The following is a 15,323-nucleotide window of genomic DNA, read 5'->3' as shown; positions in this document are numbered from 1 at the left end:
GTCAGGGCTTCCGGTTGAGAAGGGAGATAAGGCATTGCAGCAAGGCGGTGCGGCTGACCGGCTTGGCCAGCCTGGGCAACTGTTCAAGGTGGGCCGGCACCTGGGACATATAGCCGGACATCAGGGCAACGGGCCGGCCCGGATAATGGGCCCCAAACGCCTCCGCCAGCTCAAAGCCGTTGATGCCGGGCATTTCCACGTCGCACAGCAGCAGATCGTAATCCTGGTGGCCAAAACTGAGCCGGGCTTCCACCGGATCGGCAAAGCTGGTGACCAGGACGGCGAAACTGCGCAGCAGCCCGTCCACCACCGCCAGCAGATCGGCTTCGTCGTCCACCAGCAGCAGCCGTTTGCCTGCCAGCAGGGCCTGGTCCTGGGGGGCTGCCAGCACCTCGCGGTTAAGGGGAGAGGCCTGGGGCAGCCACAAGTGGACGCTGGTACCCCGGCCTGGGGCCGAGTCCAGGGACAGGTAACCCTTGGAGCGCTTGGCAAAGCCGTAGACCATGGATAGTCCAAGGCCGGTGCCTTTACCTTTGGGTTTGGTGGTAAAGAAGGGCTCCAGTACCTTGTCTTTGAATTCGGGGGCTATGCCGCTGCCGTTGTCGGTCACCACGAATTCGATATAGGGGCCGGGGCGCACGTCGGCCTCCAGGCCCGGGATCTGGCTGCCCAGCAACACCGGCAGGCAGCTCAGGCGGATGCGGCCGCCCTCTCCCAGGGCGTCCCTGGCGTTAAAGGCGAGGTTAAGGATGGCGTCCACAAAGTCGCCCCTGTCCACCCGCACCGTGCCGCTGTGAGTGTCCAGCTCCACGTCCAGGGCGATCTGGCTGCCAAGGCTTGCCGACAGCATTTCTTCTGCGTCCAGCAGCAACTGGTGGGCGTCGGCCTCTTCGTTGCTGACCGGCTCCTGGCGAGAAAACTGGGACAGGCGCCGGGTCAGGGTAGAGGCGCGGTTGGCGGCCTTGAGGGCATTGGCAATGGCCTTGTGACCGCTGTGCTCGGCCTCCAGCTTGGCGTCCAGCAGCTCCAGGTTGCCCTGGATGATGCCGATGATGTTGTTGAAATCATGGGCGATACCCGACACCAGTTGGCCCAGGGTTTCCATCTTCTGGTTGCGCTGTTCCAGGCGCTCGGCACGGCGGCGCTCGGTGGTTTCCCGCAGCATCACCAACTGGTAGGGGGTGCGGTCTGGTCCAAAGAGCGGCGAGTGCAGCACATAGAGGCTGCGCTCCGGTGCCGCTGCCAGGCTCAGCTCCTGGCCGTCGTTGTCGCCCCCCGCAAGGGGGCCTTGCAGGGCCTGGTGAAAAAAACGGCCGGGAAAGGGCTGGCCCAGCAGCGCCTGCTCAGTGCACCCCAGCAACTGCTGCGCCGCCTGGTTGCTTTCTTCCACCACCATGCCCTGCTCGGCGGGGCGCAGGAACAACATGCCCACCTCGGCCTGATCGAAAGCCGCCTCATAGAGTTTGAGCCGCTCCTCACTGGCCTTGCGGTCGGAAATATCGCTGACGATGGCGATAAAGCCATCGTGGCGCAGGCGGTGAAAGAGGGGGGTGATGCTCAGATGTACCCAGACCGGTTTGCCGTCCCGCCGGTAGTTGAGGATGTCCCCTTCAAAATGCTGGCGCCTGGCCATGGCTTCGTTGATGCGCCTGCTGGTGTCCGGATCGGTCTGACTGCCCACCAGCAGGCTGGCGGGGCGCCGGCCTTTGAGTTCGGCCAGGTTATAGCCGTAGAGGGCTTCGCTGGCCGGGTTTATCCATTCCACCCGGCCCTCGGTGTCGCATAAAAAGGCGCTGGTGCGGGTCTGGGCGGCCACCAGGGCCAGGCGGCTGATTTGCGCCCGGCTTTGTTGCTCGGCGGTTACGTCGCGAATGACCCCGTAGATGTCGGTGATCTGGCCATCCTTGCCGGCGGTGCTGACCCCTTGGACCCCCACCTGGCGCCACTCCCCGTCGGCCCGCAGTATCTGCGCCTGGAACTGGCGCCTTATGGGCTCAAGGCTGGCTTTGGCGATCAGTGCCTTGAGTACCTGCTGGTCGTCCTGGTGGTAGCGGCTCAGGGTATCGGCCAGGGAGGTAGGGTGGTCCAGGGGCAGGCCGAAGATGCGATAGACCTGGGGTGACCAGCTGAACTGGTCACTGGCCAGGTGCCAGTGCCAGTAGCCGACACCGCACAGGCCCTCGGCCATCTGCATCAGTTCGCCGTCCCTGGCCGGGGCGGCGCTCAGCAGCTGCAGCTGTACCGCCTTACCTTGACGCTCTGCCGACAGCCACAGCTGGCGGTCATCCACCAGGCTTTCCAGATGGGCCTGGGGCTGCCGGGCCAGTTGGCGGCGCAGCTCCGTCAGTACCCCTTTGGCCTGGGGGCCAAAATACTGGCGTAAGGTGTGTTTGGTGCCTTGGTGCCGGGTATCGCCGTCCTGGTGGATGGCGACTGTGGTTGTCCCCGGTGCCCAGCTCAGGGTGGTCAGTTGGGGAAAGAGGCTCGCCATTGCCTTTTGCTCTTTGGTTCCTGCACCAAAGTATGGAAGTGATTAAATATATTGCAAAAATAGCGGCGAAAATCTGTGCTCAGGCGCGAAAGGCGTCGGCGCTGGTCAGGCAACTGGTGCAGCGCCAGCCCTTTAGCCGGAGATAGAGGCCCAGCACCAAGTGCTTGAGGGTCCAGGGCACCAGCCAGGCACCGCCACTGGCCAAAACCAGCAGGATATGCTGGTTACGGCTGAAAACCGCTTGGCGTTGCTGTTGGCTGCGACAGCACTGGCATTGTCGGCAGTGGTGGGGATCGTGAAACCTCATGACAACACTCCCTGTTGGGGCAGGCAATTTTCATGGTACGGCATGGAGGCTAGGGCAGATCAAACAAAAAAGGGCCCGAAGGCCCTTTTTTATGCCAGCCCGGCTTTGAGGCGGGCGGCCTGGGAAATGGCCTGCCAACGGCGTTTGAGGCCGGTCAGACTCTGGTAGCAAAGCGGCACCAGGAACAGGCTGACCAGGGTGGACAGCAGCAGGCCGCCGATAATGGCGATGGCCATGGGGGCATAGCTGGGGCCGCCGCCACCGACCCGGGTGCTGCCAAGGGCCAGGGGCACCAGCCCCAGCACAGTGGTGGCCACCGTCATCAAGATGGGGCGCAGCCGCTCGCCACAGGCTTTTTGGATCATCTCCCGCAAGGGGCCCTGGTCCCTCAGTTGGTTGATGCGATCCACCAGCACTATGCCGTTGTTGACCACTATTCCCATCAGGATCAGCAGGCCAATCATGCCCATCACCGACATGGGGGTCTGGGTTATCCAAAAGGCCCAGAAGGCGCCGGTCATGGAAAAGCCGATGGCGGTGAGGATGGCCAGCGGCATCAGCACCGATTCGAACAGGGCCGCCATCACCAGGTAGATCATCACCAGGGCCAGCATCATGTTGACCATCATCGCCTGCTGGCCTTCGTCTTGGGTGCGAAAACGGCCGTCCAGGCTCCAGCGGTAACCGGCGGGCAGGGCCACTTGCTCCATCAGGGCGGTGATCTTGGTACGGGCGTCCGACAGCGCTAATGCTTCCAGGTTGGCGCCGATCATCACTGTGGTCTGGCGGTCAAAACGCTGTATGGCGCCCACCTGGGGCGCTTCGACCACCTCGGCCACCTGTTCCAGGCGGATAAGCTTGCCGTCGTGCCAGGCCACCGGCAGCCGTTTGAGCTGGCGCAGATCCAGGTGGGCGCCGTGGTTGGCATAGAGGCTGACGTCGGTTTCCCCGTCGTCGGTGCGCAGGGTGCGGGCCGGCTGGCCCCGCAGCGACAGGCTCACCTGGCTGGCTATGGCGCGGGCATCCAGGCCCAGTTGGCGGGCCCGTTCTGGGTCGGGATGGATACGGATCTCCCGGGCCAGGGCGTCTTGGTCGGCGCGCACGTCCTTGAGGCCCTCGATGGCCGCCAGTTGCGGCACCAGCTGGTCGGCCAGAATGCGCAGCCGCTCGCTGGAGGGGCCCTGCAAGGTCAGCTGCACGCCGCCACCGCCGCCGTTGGACCAACCGAACTGCGGCCGGGCCAGGGTGGTCTTGGGCCAGTTGTCACGCAGGCGCTTTTTCAGCTCGTTCCTAGGCAGCAGGGCCGGCTTTTTCAGCAGCAGGGTCAGGGTGGCCTCAAAGGGGGCGAAATAGGAGTAAACCCCTTCTATGCCCAGTTCGTCCTTGTTGGCATAGAGGTATTCCTCCATGCGGGTCACCTCGGCTTCCACCATGGCCAGGGGGAACTCCCCAGGCAGGGGCATGGAGATAAAGAGCCGCTCGTCGTCGCCGTCGAAGTTATCGTCTGACGGCAGCTGGCCCAGGGGCAGGGCGGTGCTGGCGGCCAGCAGGATAAACAGCAGCCAGGCCCTTTTGGGACGGGCCAGCAACCAGTTCAGCGCCCCCAGGTAGCGCTTGGGCTCGGTGGGTTGATGTGGCGCCGCTCCGGAGAAGCGTTTGGTCAGCAGGGGGATAAGGGTGATGGCCAGTATCAGGGAAGCGGCCAGGGAGATGCAGATAGCCACCGACACGTGTTTCAAGAAGACGGTGATGTCTATCTTGGCGCCAAAGAGGTTGGGCAGGAACACGATGGCGGTGGTCAGGGTGCCGGCGGCCATGGCCAGGGCCACCCGGTTGACACCCTGGGTCACCGCTTCGTCGCCGTCCAGGCCTCGGGCCCGCTCGGTGGCGATGGATTCCACCACCACCACGGCGTTGTCCACCAACATGCCCACCGCCAGCATCAGCCCCATCATGGACAGGATATTGAGGCTCAGTTCCATGAAATACATCATGGCCAGGGTCAGGCAGATGGCGAAGGGCACCGACAAGACCACCACGGCGGTCATGGCGAAGCGGCGCAGGAAGGCCAGCAGCACCAGGGCCGACAGGGCGGCGCCGATAAGGCCGGACTGCAACAGGCCCGACAGGGAGTCCTGCACCGATTTGGCCTGATCTTCCATGACAAAGAGCCTGACCCCGTCCAGGGCCGGGTTCTGCTCGGCGTCCTTGATAACGGCCAGCACCCGCTGGGCTACGTCCACCAGGTTGGCGCCGGACTCCTTGAAGACGTCCAGGCCCACCGCGTAGGTCTGGTCAAAGTGGCGGCCTTCGCGGCGCTCCGGTTCACCCACCGAGATCCGTGCCAGATCTTTGAGCTGCACCGCCGGGGTGATGTAGAGGTCCCCTACCTGCTCGGGGTCGGTCCAGGTGCCGTTGGGGTGCACCAGCCACTGCTGGCCAGGGGCATAGACGTTACCGGCGGCCAACTGAAAGTTGGCAGCCTGCAAGCGGCTGGCCACGTCCAGCGGGGTCAGGGACATGGCGTAGAGGCGCTCGGCATTGAGGTCGATTTTCAGCTCCGGCTTGTCTACCCCGTACAGGGTGACCTTGGACACCCCGGCCAGGCGCTCCAAGGGTCTTTTCAGCTCCCTTTCCAGCAGCGCGTAAGCGGTGGCAAAGTCGGTCTTGCCGGACAGGCGCATGGTCAGCACCGGCATGTCGTTGGTGGAAAACTGGAACACGAAGACCCGTTCCACGTCCTTGGGCAGCAGGTGGCGGATGCTGTCGAGTTTTTCCCGCGCTTCTATGCTTTTGGCGTTGATGTTGGCAGACCAATCCAGTTGCAGGGTGACGTTGGCGCCGTCGCTGGTGGACCAGGAGCGCATCTCCTTGACCCCGGACAGGGTGGCCAGGGCCTCTTCGATGGGCCTGGTGATGTTGTCTTCCACCTCCTGGGGGGTGGCGTTGGCATAGGGCACCTGGACGCTGATTTGCGGTATTTCGATGCCGGGCCACATCTCCAGGGGCAACCAGCGGGACGCCAGCACCCCCATCAGCAGCAGCGACAGGCTCAGCATCAGCACGGTAACAGGGCGCTTGAGGGACAGCCTGGCCAGGCGGGCGGCGGCGTTATTCATGGGCAGTCTCCCGGCCGGTGAGCTGGAGCAGAACCGGCAGCACCACCAGGGTCAATATGGTGGCAAACACCAGGCCGGCCATGACGGCGATGGCCATGGGCGCCCTGACTTCGGCCCCTTCACCCAGGCCAAGGGCCATGGGCAGCAGCCCCAGCACCGTGGTCAGGGTGGTCATGATAATGGGGCGCAGCCGGCTCTGGCCCGCCTCCAAAATGGCGGCCTGCAGGCTCTCGCCCTGGGCGCGCAGCTGGTTGACCCTGTCGATAAGGACGATGGCGTTGTTCACCACTATCCCCGCCAACATGATAAGGCCGATAAAGACCACCACCGACAAGGGGGTGTTGGTCAGCCACAGGCCCAAGGCGGCCCCGGCCCCGGCCAGGGGCACTGTTACCAGAATGAGCAGCGGCTGGATAAAGGACTCGAACTGGGACGCCATTACCAGGTAGACCAGGAAAATGGCCACCAGCAGCGCCGCTTCCAGGGAGGCAAAGGCCGCCTGGCGCTCGCCGCTCTGGCCGGCCAGGCTCACCCGCACGTCCGCCGGCAGGCTGAGGCCGGCCAGCATATCCTGGGCAGCCACTTCGGCGGCCTTGAGGTCCCCATAGGCCAGGGCGGCATCCACCAGAGCTACCCGGGACTGGTCGATACGGGTGATCTCACTGGGGCCCATGCGCTCTTCCACCTTGGCCACTGCCGACAGAGGCAGGTCGCGGGTGATCCAAAGGCCGGCCAAGTCCGCCACTTCGTCCCTGTGGTTGTCGTCCAGGCGCACCAGCATGTCGATTTTGCGGTCGTCCAGCTGGTAGCGGGACGCCAGGGTACCCCGCACCTTGTTGGCGATGCGCTTGCCCACTTCCGGAGCGGTGAGATCCAGGCTGGCCAGGCGGGCCTGGTCGAAGCTGACGGTCAGCTCCGGCTGGCCGCTGGCAAGGCCGGCCTTGACGTCGGCAAAGCGGCCCTGGCTTTCCAGGCCGGCGGCCACCAGCCGTGACGCCGTGGCCAGGCTGTCCAGGTTATGGCCGGCGATCTCCACCCGGATATCCTGGTCGAAGGTAAAGAGGGCGGGTCTGTTGAACTGGCCTTCCACCCCGGGGAGGCGATAAAGGCTCTGGCGCAGCTTGGCGATCACCGCCTCCTCGTCGGCGGCGCTATTGAGCACCACGTTCAGGCGGCCCTGGTTAGGCCTGTTGTCCGCCGCCCCCTGGTTGGCCAGCAGGGCCCCGCCGGACTGGCTGTAGGCATGCCTGACCCTGGGGTCGTCGGCAATGGCTTTGGCCAGCTTGTCCAGCAGCTTGTCGGTTTCTTCGAGGCGAGAGCCGGGGGGCAGGGTCACGTCCAGGAAAAACTCCCCCTGGGCCAGGTTGGGTAGCAACGTCATGGGCAGGCGGCTGGCCAAAAGGCCACTGGCGGCCACCACCAGCAGCACGGTGGCCAGGGTCATAAAGGGGCGGGCCAGGGCTTTTGGCAGCAGCCGCTCATACCCAGATTGCAGGCCGCCAAAACCTTTGCCGAACAGGGCCCTAAAGGGCCACAGCAACAAGCCAAGGAGGCGCCCGGCCTGATGCCAGCACCAGTAAAGGCCGGCCAGCAGCCACATCAAGGGCAGGGCGCGGCGGCGCAGGGGCTGGGCCTGGGATTGCTCTTTGGCGCCCCTGGCAGCCAGCATGGGAATGAGGCTAAGGGCCACCAGCAGGGATACCGACAGGGCAAAGGTGACAGTGAGGGCCTGGTCGCGAAACAGCTGCCCGGCAATGCCTTCTACGAACACCAAAGGCACAAATACCGCCAGGGAGGTGAGGGTGGAGGCGGTGATGGCCCCCGCCACTTCCTGGCCGCCCTGCTGGGCCGCCTCCAGGGGCGACAGACCCTTGGCACGGTAGCGGGCGATGTTCTCCAGCACCACTATGGCGTTGTCCACCAGCATGCCCACCGCCAGGGCCAGGCCCCCCAGGGACATGATGTTGAGGCTGACGGTCTGGGACAGCATCAGATTGAAGGTGGCAATCACCGACACCGGTATCGCCAGGGAGATAATGACGGTGGCCTTGAAGTCACGGAGGAACAAATAGAGCACCAGCATGGCCAGTATGCCGCCGATCCAGGCCGAGCCCATCACCTCGTTGATGGCCTGCTCGATAAAGCCGGACTGGTCGTACAGCAAGGTCAGCTCGGCGCCGGGGGGCAGCATTTTTTGCAGCCTGGGCAGGGCGGCCTTGACCGCCTTGGCCATGGCCACGGTGTTGGCGTCCCCTTCCTTGTATATGGCCAGCTCGATCATCTCGGCGCCACTGACCCGGCTGATGGCGTCTCTTTCCTTGTGGCCGTCACGGACGGTGGCGATGTCCTTGAGGCGCACCCCGTCGGCAACCCAGGTATTGCCCATGCTGGCCAAGTCCGGGTATTGGTTGAGGGTGCGCACCAACAGCTCGCGGCCGCTGTCTTCGATGCGGCCACCGGCCAGATTGACGTTTTCCTGTTCCAGGCGTTTGGCAATGTCGCTGAGGTTAAGGCCAAGGCGGGCGGCCTTGACGTCGTCCACCAGGATTTGCACTTCCTGCTCCAGGCCGCCGCCGGGGCGCACGCTGGCTACCCCGTCGATGCCCTCCAGGCGCTGCTTTAAGTCGTCGTCGGCGAAGCTGCGCAGCTGCTTGAGGTCGGCCTCTGGGGCCGACAGCGCCAGGCGCAGCACCGGGTCCAGGTTGGGGTTGTAGCGCAGGATAATGGGCGGATCGACGTCCAGGGGCAGCAGCACCAGGTCCAGTTTTTCCCGTACTTCCAGGCTGGCCCAATCCATGTCGGTGCCCCATTCGAACTCCAACACCACGTCCGAGCGGCCGGGGCGGGAGTAGGAGGTGAGGGTTTTGAGACCCTTGACCACCCCAACCGATTCTTCCACCGGCTTGGAGATCAGGGTTTCGATTTCCAGGGGGGCGGCACCGTCGTAGTCGGTGCGGATGGTCAGGGTGGGGTAGGACAGATCCGGCAGCAAGGTAACCGCCAGTTTGCCCAGGGACACCATGCCGAACAGCAGCACCGCCAGGGTCATCATGGCCACCGTCACCGGACGGCGGACCGAAAAGGCGACAAGACTGTTCATCCGGCAATGACCTCGACCATGGCGTCATCCTTGAGGTGGTGCTGGCCCAGGGTGACCACCTGCTCTTCGGCGTCCAGCCCTATCACTTCCACCCAGTCGCGGTCGCCGTTACCCAGGGTCACCGCCTTGAGTTTGGCCATGCCGTCCTGCACCACAAACACCTTGTAGCTGCCGCTCTGGTTGATAAGGGCCTGGCGCGGCACCAGGTGGGCGTCGGGGTGCAGATCGTAGCTGATGCTGACATTGGCAAACATGCCGGGCAGCAGCTGGCCGTTTTCATTGGGCAGGTTCAGGGTCAGGCGCGCCGTGCCGGTGGCGGGGTCCACCACCGGGCTCAGGCGGGTAATGCGGGCTTCGAAGGTCTTGCCGGGCAGGGCGGCGAAGGTGCAGTGGGCTCCCTGGGCCTTTTGCAGCTGGCCCAGGTACTGCTCTGGCACCGCCACTTCCAGGCGCAAGTCCTGGTGCTGGACTATGTCGAACAGGGGTTGGTCCGGGTTGACCAGGTTGCCGGCCTTGATGTGGCGGCGGGCCACAGTACCACTGATGGGGGCCTTGACGGTGGCGTACATCAGGTCCAGCTCCGCCATGCCCAGTTGGGCCTGCAGGGCGGCCAGTTGCAATTGCAGTTTGTCCAGGGTGTCGGCGCTCACCAGTTTCTTGGCATAGAGGTTCTGGGTGCGGTCCAGTTCCTGGGCTACCGAGCGTGCCTGGGCCGCCATCCTGTCCCTTTCCAACTGATAGCGGTCCGGCTCGATACGGGCCAATACCTGGCCGGCTTTGACTTCGTCCCCTTCCTCGATGTCCAGGGACTCCACCAGGCCCGAGACCCTGGCCACCACTTGGGCTTCGTGTTCGGCGCTCAGTACGCCGTGGCTGTCGAACTGGGCGGCCATGGGAGCCACCTTGACGTTGGCGACACTGACCGGGATCCGCACCGCTGCTTCTTCACTTTTCTTATCAACGGTGGCTTCGCCGGAGGAGCAGGCGCTCAGCAGGGCGGCCAGGCTCAGGGCAATCAGGGTTTTGTTCATGACGCAATGTCCTTGGTGCGTGAGATGAGTCTGGTTAAGCCAAGGTTGTGCCAAGTTTTATTTTTCTTTTATTTCAATTGGTTATGTTTTCCTGTTCAGCGCTCATTGGTGAATTTCACCATTGGGTGGCGAGAATGCTAACGACAGGTTAAAAAACGCTCGCCGCCCTGTGGCTGCTTTTTACGATAGTGGCAATCGCTTTGACCGCAAGAGGAGGGGAGGATGAAGGCGAGAATGAAAGAAGGCGGGCATAAAAAAGGGCGGCCAAAGCCGCCCTTTTGGGTAGTGCAGACCTTACTTCTTGGAAGCGAAGTCGCGCTGGGTTTGGCCAACGTACAGCTGACGGGGACGGCCGATTTTGGCGGTCGGGTCAGAGTGCATTTCGTTCCAGTGGGCGATCCAGCCGATGGTACGGGACATGGCGAAGATCACGGTGAACATGGAAGTGGGGATGCCGATGGCCTTGAGGATGATACCGGAGTAGAAATCCACGTTGGGGTAGAGTTTCTTCTCGACGAAGTATTCATCGGACAGGGCGATGCGCTCCAGCTCCATGGCCACGTCCAGCAGCGGATCCTGGATGTTGAGCTCTTTGAGCACCTGGTGACAGGTTTCACGCATCACTTTGGCGCGGGGGTCGAAGTTCTTGTAGACGCGGTGACCGAAGCCCATAAGGCGGAACGGGTCTTCCTTGTCTTTGGCGCGAGCCACGAACTCGGGGATACGGTCAACAGAGCCGATCTCTTCGAGCATGCGCAGGCAGGCTTCGTTGGCGCCGCCGTGGGCAGGGCCCCACAGGGAGGCGATACCGGCCGCGATACAGGCGAAGGGGTTGGCACCGGAAGAACCGGCCAGGCGCACGGTAGAAGTAGAGGCATTCTGCTCGTGGTCGGCGTGCAGGATAAAGATTTTATCCATGGCGTCCGCCAGTACAGGACTGACCTTATATTCCTCGCAAGGGGTAGCGAACATCATGTGCAGGAAGTTCTCTGCATAAGACAGATCGTTGCGCGGATAGATATAAGGTTGGCCGATGCTGTGCTTGAAGCACATGGCTGCGATGGTCGGCATTTTGGACAGCAGGCGGAAGGCCGCGATTTCGCGGTGACGGGGGTTGCTGATGTCCAGAGAATCGTGGTAGAAGGCGGACAGGGCGCCTACAACGCCACACATTACGGCCATGGGGTGTGCGTCGGGGCGGAAGCCCTTGAAGAAGGCGCGCAGCTGCTCATTGAGCATGGTGTGGGTTTTAACGGTATTACGAAACTCTTCGTATTGCTCTTTGGTCGGGGCTTCGCCGTACAGCAGGATGTAACAGACTTCCAGGTATTCAGCGTTTTCAGCGAGCTGATCGATAGGGAAGCCGCGATGCAGCAGTACACCCTTGGCGCCGTCGATAAAAGTAATAGCCGATTCGCAGGATGCAGTGGCCAGGAAACCAGGGTCAAAAGTGAAAAGACCGTGTTTGCCCAAAGTCCGGACGTCGATTACGTCCTGGCCGGCGGTGCCAGAAAGGATAGGCAATTCAATAGCTTCCTTGCCTTCCACCATAAGTTTGGCAATTTTTTCCGCCATACAACATGTCTCCTTTGGTCGTGAATTCGTCGATGTTGCGGTCGCAAACAGCCGCCCTTTGTAATCGCAAATGGTCCGATTTGTCAATTTGACCACAATCCCAACGGTCTTAGATTGGGGATGAACGGTCTACATTTTCGGTTCAGCGGGGTCGCTTTAGAAGCCTAGACAACAGCGGACTTTCGCGCGAAACCGGCGCCAAAATGTGACCGGGTTCAAGTCGTTGAAATTGGCTGGTTGCATCATTATACTTGGCCCCGGGTTGGCCTTGCCGGCTTTGCCGATGCTGTCTGACTTCCTACAGTCACCCAGTTTTACATTCTTAATTCCTCTTAGAATGTGACCAGCGAAGCCCAGGGCACCTCCATCCGGTTTAGCTGGTGATACAACAACAAAGGCTCTTAAGGGCCGAGTGGGCAGACATCGTGAAAAAGCAAAGACCTGTCAATTTACAATTGACGACTATCAGCTTTCCAATCACCGCTATTGCGTCCATCCTCCATCGCGTTTCCGGCGTCATCATGTTCTTTGCCGTAGCCATCCTGCTGTGGATGCTGGCACAGTCCCTGTCGTCTGAAGCCGGCTTTGCGTCCGTCAAGGCCATGATGACTGGCGGTTTCGCCAAGTTCATCCTGTGGGGGATCCTGACCGCACTGGCGTATCACTTGGTTGGTGGTATTCGTCACCTGATCATGGACATGGGTTACTGGGAAGAACTTCCCTCCGGTAAGGCCTCCGCCGCCGTCGCCTTTGTCATTACCCTGATCCTTTCCGTACTTGCAGGAGTGTGGCTATGGTAACTAACACCGGCACCTTCGGCCGTACCGGCGTCCACGACTATGTTCTGGTACGCGCCTCCGCCATCGTGATGACACTTTATGTGATCTTCCTGGTGGGCTTCCTTGTCATCACCCCCGACCTGACCTTCGATGCCTGGAAGGCGTTCTTCGGCAACCTGGGCGTGAAGGTCTTCACCCTCCTGACCCTGATCAGCCTGATGGTGCACGCCTGGATTGGTCTGTGGCAGGTCCTGACTGACTATGTCAAACCGACTGGCCTGCGCATCGTGCTGCAGTTCCTCGTGAACGTAGCCGTGCTGGCCTATGTGATCAGCGGTTTCGCCATTCTGTGGGGTGTGTAAGTGACTATTGCAACTTATGAATTTGATGCTGTCGTGGTAGGTGCTGGCGGCGCCGGCATGCGTGCGGCACTGCAGATCTCCAAAGAGGGCAAGTCCTGCGCACTGCTCTCCAAGGTCTTCCCGACCCGTTCCCATACCGTGTCCGCCCAAGGCGGTATCACTGTTGCCCTGGGTAACACCCACGACGACAACTGGAAATGGCACATGTACGACACCGTCAAGGGCTCCGACTATATCGGTGACCAGGACGCTATCGAATATATGTGTAACACCGGCCCTGAAGCCATCCTCGAGCTTGAGCACATGGGTCTGCCGTTCTCCCGTCTGGATAACGGCAAGATTTACCAGCGCCCCTTCGGCGGCCAGTCCAAGAACTTCGGTGGCGAGCAAGGTGCCCGTACCGCCGCTGCCGCTGACCGTACCGGCCACGCCCTGCTGCATACCCTGTACCAGCAGAACGTGAAGAACAAAACCAAGGTGTTCTCCGAGTGGTACGCCCTGGATCTGGTGAAGAACGAAGAAGGCCACGTGGTTGGCTGTACCGCCATCGACATCGAAACCGGTGAAGTGGTGTTCTTCAAGTCCAAAGCCGTGGTGCTCGCCACCGGCGGCGCCGGCCGTATCTTCCAGTCCACCACCAATGCCCACATCAACACCGGTGACGGCGTTGGCATGGCCGCCCGTGCCGGCGTGCCCCTGCAGGACATGGAAATGTGGCAGTTCCACCCCACCGGCATCGCCGGCGCCGGCGTGCTGGTGACCGAAGGCTGCCGTGGTGAAGGCGGTTACCTCCTGAACAAGGACGGTGAGCGCTTCATGGAGCGTTACGCCCCTAACGCCAAAGACCTGGCGTCCCGCGACGTTGTGGCCCGTTCCATGATGATCGAGATCCGTGAAGGCCGTGGCTGTGACCACCCCCAGTACGGTCCGCACCTCAAGCTCAAGCTGGATCACCTGGGTAAGGAAGTGCTGGACGAGCGCCTGCCCGGCGTTGGCGAACTGGCCAAGACCTTCGCCCACGTGGACACTTCCAAAGAACCCATTCCGGTTATCCCCACCTGTCACTACATGATGGGCGGTATCCCCACCAACGTTCATGGCCAAGCCCTGAAACAGGTGGACGGTCAGGACGTACCCGTTGTTGGCCTGTTCGCCGTAGGCGAAATCGCCTGTGTATCCGTACACGGCGCCAACCGCCTGGGCGGTAACTCCCTGCTGGACCTGGTGGTCTTCGGCCGCGCTGCCGGTATGCACCTGGGCAAAGCCCTGGAAGAAATTCCGGAGCCCAGCGTCACCGACGCCGACATCGAGAAAGCCCTTGAGCGTCTCAACCGCTGGGAAAACAACCAGACCGGTGAAGACCCTGTTCAGATCAAAAAAGATCTGCAGAACTGCATGCAACGTAACTTCTCGGTATTCCGCGAAGGCGACGCCATGGCGGAAGGTCTGGAAGAGCTTAAAGTCATCCGTGAGCGCGTCAAGAACGCCCGCCTGGACGACACCTCCAAGGAGTTCAACACCCAGCGCATCGAGTGTCTGGAGCTGGACAACCTGGTGGAAACCGCCTACGCCACTGCCGTAGCGGCCAACTTCCGTACCGAATCCCGTGGCGCCCACACCCGCTTTGACTTCCCGGAACGTGACGACACGCAGTGGCTGTGCCACAGCCTGTTTGACCCGATCACTGGCGGTATCAGCAAGCGCGACGTTAACCGCGCGCCGACCATGCTGACCGACGAAGAACTGGAGAAGTTCAAGCCCAAGGCGCGGACTTACTAAGGAGTACGGGATGAAAGTCAAGTTTTCTGTCTACCGGTACAACCCGGACGTCGACACCAAGCCGCGCATGCAAGACTACGAGCTTGAAGTGCAAGAAGGCTCCGACATGATGGTGCTGGATGCCCTGATCAAGCTCAAAGAGCAGGATCCGACCCTGTCCCTGCGCCGCTCCTGCCGCGAAGGGGTCTGTGGCTCCGACGGCATGAACATGAACGGCAAGAACGGCCTGGCCTGTATCACCCCCCTGTCTGCCCTTGGCAACAAGGTGGTCGTGCGTCCGCTGCCCGGCCTGCCCGTTATCCGCGACCTGGTCGTGGACATGGGCCAGTTCTACACCCAGTGGGAAAAGGTTAAGCCCTTCCTGCTGAACGACAGCAAGCAGCCCCCTGCTCGCGAATTCCTCCAGAGCCCCGAAGAGCGCGCCAAGCTGGACGGCATGTACGAGTGTATTCTCTGCGCCTGCTGCTCCACGTCCTGCCCGTCCTTCTGGTGGAACCCGGACAAGTTCATCGGTCCTGCCGGCTTGCTGGCTGCCTACCGCTGGCTGGCTGACAGCCGCGATACCGCTACCGAAGAACGTCTGGCCGATCTGGAAGACCCGTTCAGCGTTTTCCGCTGCCACGGCATCATGAACTGTGTGAACGTATGCCCCAAAGGTTTGAATCCTACCAAGGCTATCGGTCACATTAAGTCCATGCTGCTTAAGCGGGCTGTTTAGTCTCTTGCGTCCTCAGAGTAAAATGGGGACCAAGCGCTAACTAAATAGCCACGCCTCTGCCG

General features: G+C 62.0%; 10 protein-coding genes. 4 read left to right on the top strand and 6 right to left on the bottom strand.

Annotated elements, in window-relative coordinates:
* Position 1: 1 nt before the first annotated feature.
* From B3C1_RS19450 to B3C1_RS12830, 6 genes are all read right to left on the bottom strand, one after another.
* Entirely contained in the window at positions 2-2,491 is a 2,490-nt protein-coding gene (locus B3C1_RS19450; protein WP_008485317.1) for a hybrid sensor histidine kinase/response regulator, read from the bottom strand.
* Between the two features lie 79 nt (positions 2,492-2,570).
* The gene (locus B3C1_RS12850) at positions 2,571-2,798 is read right to left on the bottom strand and encodes a hypothetical protein (protein WP_008485316.1); all 228 of its coding nucleotides are present in this window, start codon (positions 2,796-2,798) and stop codon (positions 2,571-2,573) included.
* 89 nt (positions 2,799-2,887) lie between these two features.
* A complete protein-coding gene (locus B3C1_RS12845; protein ID WP_008485315.1) occupies positions 2,888-5,917 on the bottom strand; it encodes an efflux RND transporter permease subunit in 3,030 nt (1,009 codons plus the stop codon).
* Positions 5,910-9,017, bottom strand: a complete 3,108-nt coding sequence (locus B3C1_RS12840; protein WP_008485314.1) for an efflux RND transporter permease subunit — start codon at positions 9,015-9,017, stop codon at positions 5,910-5,912. Before B3C1_RS12840 ends, B3C1_RS12845 begins: the two co-directional genes overlap by 8 nt.
* Positions 9,014-10,048: an efflux RND transporter periplasmic adaptor subunit gene (locus B3C1_RS12835; RefSeq protein WP_008485312.1), complete on the bottom strand. Its 1,035-nt coding sequence runs from the start codon at positions 10,046-10,048 to the stop codon at positions 9,014-9,016. The genes B3C1_RS12840 and B3C1_RS12835 overlap by 4 nt, the downstream gene beginning before the upstream one ends.
* Before the next feature lie 294 nt (positions 10,049-10,342).
* The gene (locus B3C1_RS12830; RefSeq protein WP_008485310.1) at positions 10,343-11,623 is read right to left on the bottom strand and encodes a citrate synthase; all 1,281 of its coding nucleotides are present in this window, start codon (positions 11,621-11,623) and stop codon (positions 10,343-10,345) included.
* A gap of 422 nt (positions 11,624-12,045) precedes the next feature.
* Between B3C1_RS12830 and sdhC the strand changes: the two genes are divergently transcribed.
* Genes sdhC through B3C1_RS12810 form a run of 4 tightly spaced genes read left to right on the top strand, consistent with a single transcriptional unit; the run spans position 12,046 to position 15,261 of the window.
* Positions 12,046-12,423: a succinate dehydrogenase cytochrome b556 subunit gene (gene sdhC, locus B3C1_RS12825; protein WP_035482123.1), complete on the top strand. Its 378-nt coding sequence runs from the start codon at positions 12,046-12,048 to the stop codon at positions 12,421-12,423.
* Positions 12,417-12,764: a succinate dehydrogenase, hydrophobic membrane anchor protein gene (gene sdhD / locus B3C1_RS12820; protein WP_008485307.1), complete on the top strand. Its 348-nt coding sequence runs from the start codon at positions 12,417-12,419 to the stop codon at positions 12,762-12,764. The genes sdhC and sdhD overlap by 7 nt, the downstream gene beginning before the upstream one ends.
* 57 nt (positions 12,765-12,821) lie before the next feature.
* Positions 12,822-14,543 (top strand): succinate dehydrogenase flavoprotein subunit, encoded by a 1,722-nt coding sequence (sdhA, locus tag B3C1_RS12815; protein ID WP_035482103.1) that lies wholly within the window; start codon positions 12,822-12,824, stop codon positions 14,541-14,543.
* A 10-nt stretch (positions 14,544-14,553) separates the two neighbouring features.
* Positions 14,554-15,261 (top strand): succinate dehydrogenase iron-sulfur subunit, encoded by a 708-nt coding sequence (locus B3C1_RS12810; RefSeq protein ID WP_008485303.1) that lies wholly within the window; start codon positions 14,554-14,556, stop codon positions 15,259-15,261.
* Positions 15,262-15,323 lie beyond the last annotated feature (62 nt).

It is taken from the genome of Gallaecimonas xiamenensis 3-C-1 (genome assembly GCF_000299915.1).
In the GTDB taxonomy this organism is placed as follows: domain Bacteria; phylum Pseudomonadota; class Gammaproteobacteria; order Enterobacterales; family Gallaecimonadaceae; genus Gallaecimonas; species Gallaecimonas xiamenensis.
The sequence above is the reverse complement of the archived record's forward strand: the minus strand, read 5'-3'. Positions and strand labels throughout refer to the sequence as shown.